General features: G+C 27.3%; 11 protein-coding genes. 9 read left to right on the forward strand and 2 right to left on the reverse strand.

The annotated features are described in order from the left end of the window. Positions 1-173: 173 nt before the first annotated feature. The 9 genes from mnmG (at position 174) to D9V68_RS00045 (ending at position 8,758) form a co-directional block, all read left to right on the forward strand. Positions 174-2,060 carry a tRNA uridine-5-carboxymethylaminomethyl(34) synthesis enzyme MnmG gene (gene mnmG / locus D9V68_RS00005; protein ID WP_158357121.1) on the forward strand — a complete coding sequence of 629 codons (1,887 nt, stop codon included), beginning with the start codon at positions 174-176 and terminating at the stop codon, positions 2,058-2,060. A 122-nt stretch (positions 2,061-2,182) separates the two neighbouring features. After that, positions 2,183-3,004: a F0F1 ATP synthase subunit A gene (gene atpB / locus D9V68_RS00010; protein WP_158357123.1), complete on the forward strand. Its 822-nt coding sequence runs from the start codon at positions 2,183-2,185 to the stop codon at positions 3,002-3,004. Positions 3,005-3,040: 36 nt separating this feature from the next. Then, complete coding sequence (atpE, locus tag D9V68_RS00015) at positions 3,041-3,280, forward strand: F0F1 ATP synthase subunit C (protein ID WP_158357125.1); 240 nt, start codon at positions 3,041-3,043, stop codon at positions 3,278-3,280. A gap of 122 nt (positions 3,281-3,402) precedes the next feature. Beyond that, positions 3,403-3,894 (forward strand): F0F1 ATP synthase subunit B, encoded by a 492-nt coding sequence (locus D9V68_RS00020; protein WP_158357127.1) that lies wholly within the window; start codon positions 3,403-3,405, stop codon positions 3,892-3,894. A 7-nt stretch (positions 3,895-3,901) separates the two neighbouring features. Next, positions 3,902-4,435 (forward strand): F0F1 ATP synthase subunit delta, encoded by a 534-nt coding sequence (locus tag D9V68_RS00025; protein WP_158357129.1) that lies wholly within the window; start codon positions 3,902-3,904, stop codon positions 4,433-4,435. Between the two features lie 11 nt (positions 4,436-4,446). Beyond that, positions 4,447-5,985, forward strand: a complete 1,539-nt coding sequence (gene atpA, locus D9V68_RS00030; protein WP_158357131.1) for a F0F1 ATP synthase subunit alpha — start codon at positions 4,447-4,449, stop codon at positions 5,983-5,985. Positions 5,986-6,020: 35 nt separating this feature from the next. Beyond that, positions 6,021-6,893, forward strand: coding sequence for a F0F1 ATP synthase subunit gamma (gene atpG / locus D9V68_RS00035; RefSeq protein WP_158357133.1), 873 nt, complete (start codon positions 6,021-6,023; stop codon positions 6,891-6,893). 24 nt (positions 6,894-6,917) lie between these two features. Next, positions 6,918-8,315, forward strand: a complete 1,398-nt coding sequence (atpD, locus tag D9V68_RS00040; RefSeq protein WP_158357134.1) for a F0F1 ATP synthase subunit beta — start codon at positions 6,918-6,920, stop codon at positions 8,313-8,315. A gap of 26 nt (positions 8,316-8,341) precedes the next feature. Continuing rightward, a complete protein-coding gene (locus D9V68_RS00045) occupies positions 8,342-8,758 on the forward strand; it encodes a F0F1 ATP synthase subunit epsilon (RefSeq protein WP_158357136.1) in 417 nt (138 codons plus the stop codon). A 50-nt stretch (positions 8,759-8,808) separates the two neighbouring features. Here the strand turns inward: D9V68_RS00045 and gyrB are convergent, their stop codons facing one another. Both gyrB and dnaN read right to left on the reverse strand, forming a co-directional pair. Beyond that, positions 8,809-11,214, reverse strand: coding sequence for a DNA topoisomerase (ATP-hydrolyzing) subunit B (gene gyrB / locus D9V68_RS00050; RefSeq protein ID WP_158357138.1), 2,406 nt, complete (start codon positions 11,212-11,214; stop codon positions 8,809-8,811). Positions 11,215-11,342: 128 nt separating this feature from the next. Continuing rightward, a complete protein-coding gene (dnaN, locus tag D9V68_RS00055; protein WP_158357140.1) occupies positions 11,343-12,443 on the reverse strand; it encodes a DNA polymerase III subunit beta in 1,101 nt (366 codons plus the stop codon). Between the last annotated feature and the right edge of the window lie 4 nt (positions 12,444-12,447).

Below are 12,447 nucleotides of genomic sequence, written 5' to 3' on the forward strand. Positions count from 1 at the left end.
TCTTTACTAATAATAATAATTAATATCATTATATTTTTTATTTTTTAATTTAAATCTAAAAGAAAATAATAAAGATCTTTTTTTAAGATCTTATGTTTAATCTTTAACATGTGTTATCTTTAATATAATATTAATATTATATAAATAATGTCTGATGTTTTAAAAGGTCTTGTATGTCGAACTTAAAAAATTTTGATGTCATTGTTATTGGAGCAGGACATGCTGGCACCGAAGCAGCTATGGCTTCAGCAAGAATGGGTTGTAGAACATTGTTATTGACTCAAAAAATTGCAGATATAGGTGTACTATCATGTAATCCAGCAATTGGAGGGATTGGAAAAAGTCATTTAGTTAAGGAAATAGATGCATTAGGTGGTGTGATGGCTGAAGCCATTGATTATTCGGGCATTCAATTTAGAGTCTTAAATTCCAAAAAAGGTCCTGCGGTAAGATCTACTAGAGCTCAAGCTGATAGAGTCCTGTATCATGAAGTTGTAAAAAAAATGTTAAAAAAACAAAATAATCTATTTATTTTAGAAGAGGAAGTTAAGGACTTAATTTTCAAAAATTATACTGTTTCAGGTGTTTTGACAAAAAATGAATGTAATTTTTATTCAAAGTCAGTTGTATTAGCAACAGGAACTTTTTTAGGTGGAAAAATACATATAGGTCTACATAGTTATTCTGCTGGTAGAATGGGAGATAAGTCTTCTATAGATTTATCTGTTCGTCTACGAGAACTATCTTTGCGAGTTAATCGATTAAAGACAGGAACTCCACCCAGAATTGATATTAATAGTATCAATTTTGATAATTTATTTGTACAGTATGGAGATGTTCCTATTCCAGTTTTTTCATTTATGGGTAATATTTCTAATCATCCCGAACAAATACCATGTTATATAACGCATACGAATGAAAAAACACATCAGATTATACGTGATAATTTAGATAAAAGTCCAATATATACAGGTTTTATAAAAGGTTCAGGACCCCGATATTGTCCATCTATTGAAGATAAAATTGTACGTTTTTCTGATAGAAATTCGCATCAAATATTTTTAGAACCTGAAGGATTATCTAGTATTAAAATATATCCCAATGGTATTTCAACTAGTTTGCCCTTAGAAATTCAGGAAAAAATAGTTAATTCTATCAAAGGTTTAGAAAGTGCCAAAATTATTAGTCCTGGATATGCTGTTGAGTATGATTTTTTTGATCCAAAAGATTTAAATCTTACTTTAGAAAGTAAGTTGATCAAGGGATTGTTTTTTGCCGGTCAAATTAATGGAACAACTGGTTATGAGGAAGCAGCTTCTCAAGGATTATTAGCGGGTTTGAATGCGGGATTAAATTCAATGAATATTGAAAGCTGGTTTCCTAGACGAGATCAAGCTTATTTAGGTGTTTTAATAGATGATCTTACTACACAAGGTACACAAGAACCATATCGAATGTTTACTTCACGTGCAGAATATCGATTAATTTTAAGAGAAGACAATGCAGATTTACGTTTAACAGAAATTGGTCGTAAATTTGGTTTGGTTAACGATTTAAGATGGAGTCGTTATAATGAAAAATTATTGAATATTGAAACAGAAACTAATCGTTTTAAAAAAATTAAGATTTATCCTAAATCGTCTGATGCTGATATTTTAAGCCAATCATATAATGTCAATGTGATGAAGGAAACAAATATAATTGAACTCTTAAAAAGACCAGAAATTACATGTAAAAGATTAGAATCTTTAGAAATTTTTAACGTGGAAAATTCTGATCCTGAAGCTATAGAACAGATAGAAAATACAATTAAATATGAAGGTTATATTAAACGACAATCTGAAGAAATTAATCGACATGTAAAAAATGAAAATACTTTTTTACCACCAATTTGTGATTATAGCAAAATCAAAGGATTATCTTATGAAGCTATTAAAAAATTAAATGATTATAAGCCAGTTTCTATTGGTCAGGCATCACGAATTTCTGGTATAACTCCAGCTTGTATATCAATTTTATTGATTTATTTAAAAAAGAAATCTTATGAACATATTTCATAATATTTTTATATTAAATTTATTTTTATTTAAAATAAATAATAATTTTTTAAAAGTAACTGTTTGCTGGATATATTTTTTTTATTGTATAATCTTTTTTAAAATTATAAAAAATGAGAAAATCTATGATTTTAGAAAAGATATCTAATCCTCAAAAATATATTAGTCATCATTTAAATCATTTGCAAATTGATTTGCGTACTTTTAAAATTGTCGAACCAGGAACATTTTCTTCTTATTGGACTGTAAATATTGATTCAATAATTTTTTCTCTTATACTAGGAAGTTTATTTTTAAGTATTTTTTACATAGTAGGTAAAAATATTACTAAAGGTGTACCGGGTAAATTGCAAGTTATAATTGAATTAATTTTTGAATTTGTCAATTCTAATGTAAAAAGTATGTATCAAGGTAAAAATTTTCTTATTGCACCTCTTTCATTAACGGTTTTTATCTGGGTTTTTTTAATGAATCTTATGGATTTAGTTCCAATTGATTTTATTCCATTAATTTCTGAAAAAATTTTTAAATTACCAGCTATGCGTATTGTTCCTTCTGCTGATGTTAATATTACATTATCGATGTCACTTAGTGTTTTTATTTTAATTTTATTTTATACTATTAAAATTAAAGGATACATAGGTTTTTTAAAAGAACTTACTTTACAACCTTTTAACCATCCTGTATTTTCTATTTTTAATTTTGTATTAGAATTTGTTTCATTATTATCTAAACCAATTTCCTTAGGATTGCGACTTTTTGGAAATATGTATGCAGGTGAAATGATTTTTATTTTGATTGCAGGTTTACTTCCATGGTGGTCACAATGTTTCTTAAACGTACCATGGGCCATTTTTCATATTTTAATAATTTCACTGCAGGCTTTTATTTTTATGGTGTTAACTATTGTATATTTATCAATGGCTTCTCAATCTCATAAAGATTGAAATCTATTGTGATTTTATTAAAAACTGGAGTTTATAATGGAAAATTTAAATGTTGACATGCTTTATATAGCAGTGGCTATAATGATTGGGTTGGCATCAATTGGAGCAGCAATTGGTATTGGAATTTTAGGTGGTAAATTCTTAGAAGGGGCTGCTAGACAACCTGATTTAATTCCTCTGTTAAGAACACAGTTTTTTGTCGTAATGGGATTAGTTGATGCTATTCCTATGATTGCTGTAGGTTTGGGTTTATACATGCTTTTTGCTATTTCATAATTCTTTTATTTGTGTGTGTTTAAAAAATAATACATATTATTTTTGGTTTTTAAAGAAAATCTTTACGTTTTTTTAGATAACGTAAAGATTAATTTTTCATTTAATAGAGAAGGTGCATTACTGTGAATATTAATGCGACAATTCTTGGACAAGCTATTTCATTTTTTTTATTTGTTTGGTTTTGTATGAAGTATATTTGGCCCCCTATTATTTTAGCTATTGAAACTAGGCAAAATGAAATTCAAGTATCATTAATCAATGTTAAAAAAGCTCAAGATGATTTATATGCGATTCAAAAAAAAATAGATAATGAAGTGAAAGAAGCTAAAAAAAGAGCTTCCAGTATTTTAAACGAAGCAAATAAACAAAAAGTATTGATTTTAGAAGAAGCTAGGAAAGATGCTTTGGAAGCAAGTAATAAAATTATTATGAATACTCAATCAGAAATTGATATTAAAATTATACATGCAAGAAAAAAATTACATAAAGAAATAGTAGACTTATCCATTTCTATAGCAGAAAAAATTATTAAGAAAAATATTTCTAAAAATGATAATCAAGATTTAGTGAACGAATTAATTATTTCTTTATCACAAGTAAAAAATTACAGGTAAAAAATTAATGTCAGTAGAAGATACTATTTCTAGACCTTATGCTCGAGCAATTTTTGAAACTGCCATTCAAACTAATTCTATTGAAGAATGGAAAAATATTTTAATTTTTATAAATACGATTGCTTCTTATGGAAAAATAAAAAATTTTTTATCTAGTTCTCTTTCACCTAAATATCTATCAACAGTATTTATTGAGATTAGTAGAGATATTATTGACGACAATGCAATAAATTTAATAAAATTACTAGCAGAAAATAAACGTTTTAAAATATTAAATAATATTTTAGAAAAATTTCTAAAATTAGAAGCATCTTATAAAAATATTATTATTATTGAATTAATTTCAGCATTTCCTTTGAAAGAAAAAGAAATTAAAAAAATACGTGAGAAATTAGAACAATATTTATTGAGAAAAACTAAATTGATATGTAAAGTCGATCCTAATATAATTAATGGTGTCATTATAAAATTTAATAATATGGTTGTTAATTTATCTGTTCAAAATTATCTTAAACAACTATCTGACGCTTTACATTCTTAAGAGAATAATATATGCGATTAAATTCTACAGAAATCAGTAAATTAATTAAAGAAAGAATAGCTCAATTTGATGTATTTAATCAATCATATAATGAAGGTACTATTATTTCTGTAAGTGATGGTATCATAAGAATTAATGGTCTTTCTAACGTGATGTTAGGTGAAATGATTGCACTTCCTGACGATCAATATGCTATTGCTTTGAATATAGAAAGAGATACAGTTGGTGCAGTAGTTATGGGGCCTTACATTAATGTTACTGAAGGAACTAAAGTACAGTGTACGGGGAGAATTTTAGAAGTTCCTGTAGGTTATAATTTATTAGGTCGAGTAGTAAATGCATTAGGTTCTCCGATTGATGGAAAAAATTCTATAAAACATGATATTTATTATCCAGTAGAAACAAATGCACCTGGAGTGATCGAACGTCAGTCAATTAATCAACCAATTCAAACTGGTTATAAAGTCATAGATGCAATGATTCCTATTGGTCGAGGACAACGTGAGTTGATTATTGGTGATAGACAAACAGGGAAAACTGCTCTTGCAGTAGATACTATTATCAATCAAAAAAAATCTGGCATTAGATGTGTGTATGTTGCTATTGGGCAAAAACTTTCCACAATTATTAATGTTGTTAAAAAACTAGAAGAAAATAATGCTTTATTTAATACAATTATAGTAGTTGCATCCGCTTCAGAAGCCGCTTCTTTACAGTATTTAGCACCATATTCCGGTTGTGCAATGGCAGAATTTTTTCGCAATCAAGGCAAAGATGCTTTAATTGTTTATGACGATCTTTCAAAGCATGCAATGGCTTATCGTCAAATTTCTTTATTATTACGTAGACCACCAGGTAGAGAAGCTTTTCCTGGTGATATATTTTATCTTCACTCTCGTTTATTAGAAAGAGCATCTCGTGTTTCTTCAGAATTTGTACAGAAGGTGAGCAAAAACAAAATTACTGGAAAAACAGGTTCAATTACAGCTTTGCCTATTATTGAAACACAATCTGGAGATGTTTCTGCTTTTGTTCCTACTAATGTTATTTCTATTACTGATGGCCAAATTTTTTTAGAATCAAACTTATTTAATTCGGGTGTTCGTCCCGCTGTAAACCCTGGTATATCTGTTTCTCGCGTAGGTAGTGCTGCACAAAGTAAAATTATTAAAAAATTATCTTCTGGAATTCGTACAGCGTTGGCTCAATTTCAAGAATTAGCAGCTTTTTCTCAATTTTCATCTGATTTAGATGATGCCACTAGAAAACAATTAAATCATGGTCAAAAGATTACAGAACTATTAAAGCAAAAACAATATTCAGCTATGTCAGTTGCTGAACAAGGACTCATACTTTTTGTGGCAGAAAATAATTTTCTTGATAATATTTCTGTACATGAAATCTCAAGATTTGAAAAAGAAATATTACTTTATGCTAAGAGTTATTATTCTGAACTTATAAATAGTATTAATAAAGAAGGTAATTTTAATACAGCTATAGAACAAGAATTTATACAATTAATTACTAATTTTAAAAAAAATCAATTTTAAATAAATATAATCAAGTAAGTTAAAAAGAGATAATAGTGACTAGTATAAAAGAGATAAAAGATCAAATATCTAGTGTAATTAACACAAAAAAAATTACTAAAGCCATGGAAATGGTTGCAGTTTCTAAAATGAGAAAAACTGAAGAAAGAATGAAATCTGGTCGTCCATATGCTGAGATCATCAGGAAAGTTATTGATCATGTTGTACAAGGAAGTTTAGAATATAAACATAGTTATTTAGAAAATAGAGATATTAAACGTATCGGAATCATTATAATATCTACTGATAGAGGATTATGTGGAAGTTTAAATACTAATCTTTTTAAACAAGTATTATTTAAAATTCAGAAGTTTGCTAAAATAAATATTCCATGTGATTTAATATTATTTGGTTTAAAAAGTTTATCTGTATTTAAAGCATGCGGAAGCAATATTCTTTCTCAGGTAACTCATTTAGGAGAAAATCCTAATGTATTAGAATTAATTAAATCTGTTAAAATTATTCTAGAAGAATATCAGCGTCAACATATTGATAAAATTTTTATTGCTTATAATAAATTTTATAATAAAATGTTACAACAGCCTAAAATTATTCAATTGTTGCCTTTATCAAGAATAAATCTTCAAAATGTTAGTAGTAAAAAATGGGATTATTTATATGAACCAGAATCTAAATTAATTTTAGATACTTTATTTAATCGATATATTGAATCTCAAGTATATCAAAGTATTTTAGAAAATATAGCAAGTGAACAAGCAGCCCGTATGATTGCCATGAAAACAGCAACAGATAATAGTGCTAATCGTATTAAAGAATTACAACTAGTCTATAATAAAGTTCGTCAAGCTAATATTACGCAAGAATTGACTGAAATTGTAGCAGGTGCATCAGCAGTTTCAATAGATTAAAAATTAGTTAGAGGTTTTAAAATAATGGCTCATGGAAAAATTATTCAAATTATTGGCGCCGTAGTAGATGTAGAATTTAATCAAGATTCAGTACCAAAAATATATAGTGCTTTAGAAGTTATAAATAATCAATGTAAATTGATTTTAGAAGTCCAACAACAATTAGGTGCAGGTGTCGTAAGAACTATTGCTATGGGTTCTTCTGATGGCTTGAAAAGAGGTTTGGTTGTTACTGATCTTAAACATTATATAAAAGTTCCAGTAGGAGAGGCAACATTAGGTCGTATAATTAATGTATTAGGTGAAACTATAGACAATAAAGGATTATTAAAAAATAAAAATAACACAGATATTGAATATTGGGAAATTCATCGCTCTCCTCCAAGTTATAAAGAACAAACTAGTTCCCAAGAAATTTTAGAAACTGGCATCAAAGTTATTGATTTAATTTGTCCTTTTTCTAAAGGTGGCAAAGTGGGATTATTTGGAGGGGCTGGTGTTGGTAAAACAGTAAACATGATGGAATTAATTCGTAATATTGCAATAGAACATTCTGGTTACTCAGTGTTTACTGGAGTTGGAGAAAGAACTCGAGAAGGAAATGATTTTTATCATGAAATGAATGATTCAAAAGTTTTAGATAAAGTTTCTCTTGTATATGGACAAATGAATGAACCACCTGGGAATAGATTACGTGTAGCTTTTACAGGTCTTACTATTGCAGAAAAATTTCGTGATGAAGGTAAAAATGTTTTATTGTTTATTGATAACATATATCGTTATACATTAGCTGGAACAGAAGTTTCTGCTTTACTTGGTCGAATGCCATCTGCAGTAGGTTATCAGCCAACTTTGGCAGAAGAAATGGGTTTACTTCAGGAACGAATTACTTCAACAAAAAAAGGTTCTATTACTTCCATACAAGCTGTATACGTCCCTGCTGATGATTTGACTGATCCTTCTCCCGCAACAACTTTTGCACATTTAGATTCTACAGTTACATTAAGTCGTCAAATAGCATCGCTAGGTATTTATCCTGCCATTGATCCTCTAAGTTCTACTAGTCGTCAATTAGATCCTTATATTGTAGGAGATGAACATTATAATACAGCTTTAGGAGTACAATCAATATTACAAAGATATCAAGAATTAAAAGATATTATTGCTATTTTAGGAATGGATGAACTTTCAGAAAAAGATAAATTATTAGTATCAAGAGCGCGTAAAATACAGAGATTTTTATCTCAACCATTTTTCGTTGCAGAAGTTTTTACTGGTTTTCCCGGAAAATATGTATCGTTAAAAGATAATATTCGTGCTTTTAAAGGAATTATAGAAGGAGAATTTGATACTTTTCCAGAACAAGCGTTTTATATGGTGGGTTCTATTGATGAAGTCATAGAAAAAGCAAAGACATTATAATTTTTTAAAAACATTTGGATGTATTTATGAATTTTTATTTAGATATAGTGAGTCTAAAAAAACGTATATTTTCTGGTTTTGTAAAGAAAATACGTGTATCTGGAAGTGAAGGGGAACTAGGTATTTATCCAGGACATGCTCAATTATTAAGTATAATTAAGCCCGGTGGAGTATATATTTCTCATATAGAAAATAAAAAAAAAGAATATATTTACGTGTCAGGGGGAATATTAGAAGTTCAACCCACTATTGTATTTATTTTAGCAGATGTTGCCATTCATGCTATAAATTTAGATAGAGAACGTATTTTACAAACAAAAAAAAACGCCGAAGAAGACATTAATAGAAAAAATACAAAAATTAAACAAGACGATATTTTATTAAAAATTTCTAAAGAAATAGCCAAATTACGCGTTTTGGAAATGATGGATAAATTTAAATGAATAATCATTGTTCGCGGCTGGTTTTTTCCTGCCGCAATTTTAAAATTTTTTTAAACGTCAATGTTTTCTGCTTTTAAAGCATTTTTTTGTATAAACATTCTTCTAGGTTCTACTGCATCCCCCATAAGAGTATGAAATAAATTATTAGCAGAGATTGCATCGTTAATAGTAACTTGTAACATATTTCTTGTTTCAGGATTCATAGTTGTATTCCATAATTGTTCTGGGTTCATTTCTCCTAATCCTTTATATCGTTGTATAAATAAACCACGTTTAGATTCTTTTATTAGCCATTCTAATGTATCTTTTATATTATCTATTCTATAAATTGAATCTCCTTTTTCTATAAATACTTCATTCATAAAATATTTTTCGAACATTTTTCCTAAATTAGTAATTAATAAATATTCTTCGCTTTTAAAAAATTTTTCTTTGAAGTCATGTTTAGTATAATATGCGTATCTAGATATTTTAATAGTTGGTTCAAATATGTTTTTATCAATATTTTTCTTAATTTCTGTTGAATAATAATTATGACTATTATTTTTTTTATTCAGTTTTTCTGCTAATGTATTTACCCAATCTTCGACTATTTTGAATTCGTGTAAATTAGATAAAAAAGGACAATAAATCAGTTCGTTAAACAATGACTCTGGAAAATAGTATTTATTTTTTTTCATCATTATTTTAATAAAATTATATTCAGATATCATTTTTTTAAAGATTTCAAGATTATTAATGTTTTTTTGAGAGCTATGTAAAACAATGTTTTTTAATGCACTTTGAATTTGATATTTATTCATTTCTTCATCATTTTTAATGTATGTTTCTTGTTTCCCTTTTTTTACTTTATATAGAGGAGGTTGTGCAATATATACATATCCTTTTTCAATTAATTCAGGTAATTGACGATAAAAAAAAGTTAGAAGTAGTGTGCGAATATGTGCACCATCTACGTCAGCATCTGTCATAATTATAATATAATTATATCTTAATTTATCTATGCTATATTCGTTTTTTCCGATTCCACAGCCTAATGCAGTAATAAGAGAAGCTACTTCTTGAGATAGAAGCATTTTTTCAAATGTGGATTTTTCTACATTTAGTATTTTCCCTTTTAGGGGAAGAATTGCTTGATTTTTTCGGTTTCTTCCTTGTTTGGCTGATCCACCAGCTGAATCACCTTCTACTAGATAAATTTCTGAAAATTTAGGATCATTTTCTTGGCAATCAGATAATTTTCCAGGCAAAGCACCTAAATCTAATATTGCTTTTTTTTTATTTATTTCTCTAGCTCTTCGTGCTGCTTCCCTTACCTTGGCAGCATTAATGATTTTTTGAATAATAGATTTTGAATCAGCTGGATTTTCTAAAAGATATTCAATAAGATTTTCATTAATCAATGATTCTATAACTGATCTTGCTTCAGAAGAGACTAATTTATCTTTAGTTTGAGACGAAAATTTTGGATCAGGTATTTTAATTGAGATAATTGCTGTTAATCCTTCACGTGTATCTTCTCCTGTGATAGTAGTTTTGTTTTTTTTATTATATCCTTCTCTTTCTATATGCATGTTTAATGTTCGTGTCATACCAGAGCGAAAACCAGCCAAATGTGTTCCACCATCTTTTTGTGGTATATTATTAGTAAAACATAATATATTTTCTTGATGAGTAGTATTCCACTGCATTGCAACTTCTAGTTCTATTTGATCTTTTGTAGATCGGAAATAAAAAACATGTGGATGAATAGGTATTTTTTTAGTATTTAAAAATTTAACAAATGCTTTAATACCGCCTTTATAGTGATAATAATTTTGTATATTAGTTCTATTATCTTTTAAATAAATTGCAATATTAGAATTGAGAAAAGATAGTTCACGTAACCTATTAGATAATAGGTCATATTGAAATGTTACATTATTAGTAAATATTTTATAACTCGGCCAAAATCTTATATATGTACCTGTAGTCTCAGTTGTACCAATGATAGAAAGAGGATTTTGTGGTTTTCCGTTTTGATATATTTGTTGATATTTTTTTTTGTTTTTGTAAATTATTAGTTCTAATTTTTCAGATAAAGCATTGACAACTGATATTCCAACACCATGTAATCCTCCTGAGATTTTATATGAAGAATTGTCAAATTTTCCGCCTGAATGTAATACTGTCATGATTACTTCTGCAGCAGAGATTTTTTCTTCAGGATGAATATCAGTAGGAATTCCTCTACCATCATCTTTTACTGAAACCGAGTTATCTGAGTGAATAGTCACTATAATTTCTTTACAATAACCTGATAATGCTTCATCAATAGAATTATCTACTATTTCAAAAACCATATGATGGAATCCACTACCATCATCTGTATCCCCAATATACATACCTGGTCTTTTACGAACAGCATCTAATCCTCTTAATATTTTAATATTAGAAGAGTTATATATATTCTTCATAACTTTTTCTGTTAATCCTTGTTAAATTAAAAATAATTATTAATCTTAGTGTATTTTTCTATGATAAAATAAACAGTCTGCAATAATTGGTAATTGTTTATTGTTTTATACAATTTAAATTAAAACAATTACCGTTTTAATAACATTACGACATATGCTATTGAAGTATCATTTTCAGCTTCTATTTGTATAGAGTTATTAATATCGTTTATATACAAAAATATATTTTCGCTAGTAATAGAATTTAATATATCTAATATATAATAAACATTAATTGATATTTCTACTTTGTTGCCAGAATAATTAATCATAAATGTATCTTGTGCTGTTTCTTCTTCTTGATTATCAGATAATACTGTAAATTGACCGTTTCTGATATGCATTTCTATCCCGCAAAATTTTTCATGTGATAAAATTGCAGCACGTGATAGTGATTGTTTTAATAATTTACTGTTAAAAACAATAGGATTGTTTTTTATTTTTAGTAATACACTTTGATAGTCAGGATATTCTCCTTCAATTAATTGTGCAGTAAAAATTAATTCTTCTATGTATATTCTAATGTTATTTTTTCCAATTAAAATACGTATTAATTGCGGTTGAACATTTAATAATCTATATAATTCAACAATTCCTTTTCTTGGAACAACTATAGAAAAAGGGATTATATCTTCTTTTAAAAAAGTTTGTGCTATTGCTAGACGATAGCCATCTGTAGCAACTGCATAAAAAAATGCACCCTTTTTTTCTAATAACATGCCATTAAGATAATATCGTACATCTTGTTTCCCCATTGAAAATTGAGTTTTTTCAATCATTTTTTTTAAAATATTTGAAGATATATAAAATTCTGAAACATGATAAAAATCATTATTATTTGGAAAGTTATCAGAAGGTAAAGTAGTTAATATATATATGCTGTTATGAGAAATAATATGCATTTTATTTTTTTTTAAATGCATTTTAATATTTGATAATTCCAATGAATTTCGACAAATATCTAATAGTTTTCGACCAGCAATTGTTGTACTTCCTGATATATTATTATTTGATATTTTAATATTAGATATTAATTCTATTTCTAAATTTGTTGTTGTTAATGACAAGATTCCATCTTTTATAGTGATTAATATATTTTCTAAAATGGGAAAAGAAGTATTTTTTGTAAGCAAGCGATTTATTTTTTGTAAATGTTTAATTAAAATAGTATTCTTAATTTTAAATTTCATATGA

Origin of the sequence: Buchnera aphidicola (Hyperomyzus lactucae), assembly GCF_005081705.1 — a bacterium.
In the GTDB taxonomy this organism is placed as follows: domain Bacteria; phylum Pseudomonadota; class Gammaproteobacteria; order Enterobacterales; family Enterobacteriaceae; genus Buchnera; species Buchnera aphidicola_Y.

Coding starts and splice junctions, on each gene's coding strand:
- mnmG (WP_158357121.1), top strand. CDS start 174: ATGTCGAACTTAAAAAATTTTGATGTCATTGTTATTGGAGCAGGACAT.
- atpB (WP_158357123.1), top strand. CDS start 2,183: ATGATTTTAGAAAAGATATCTAATCCTCAAAAATATATTAGTCATCAT.
- atpE (WP_158357125.1), top strand. CDS start 3,041: ATGGAAAATTTAAATGTTGACATGCTTTATATAGCAGTGGCTATAATG.
- D9V68_RS00025 (WP_158357129.1), top strand. CDS start 3,902: ATGTCAGTAGAAGATACTATTTCTAGACCTTATGCTCGAGCAATTTTT.
- atpA (WP_158357131.1), top strand. CDS start 4,447: ATGCGATTAAATTCTACAGAAATCAGTAAATTAATTAAAGAAAGAATA.
- atpD (WP_158357134.1), top strand. CDS start 6,918: ATGGCTCATGGAAAAATTATTCAAATTATTGGCGCCGTAGTAGATGTA.
- D9V68_RS00045 (WP_158357136.1), top strand. CDS start 8,342: ATGAATTTTTATTTAGATATAGTGAGTCTAAAAAAACGTATATTTTCT.
- gyrB (WP_158357138.1), bottom strand. CDS start 11,214: ATGAAGAATATATATAACTCTTCTAATATTAAAATATTAAGAGGATTA.
- dnaN (WP_158357140.1), bottom strand. CDS start 12,443: ATGAAATTTAAAATTAAGAATACTATTTTAATTAAACATTTACAAAAA.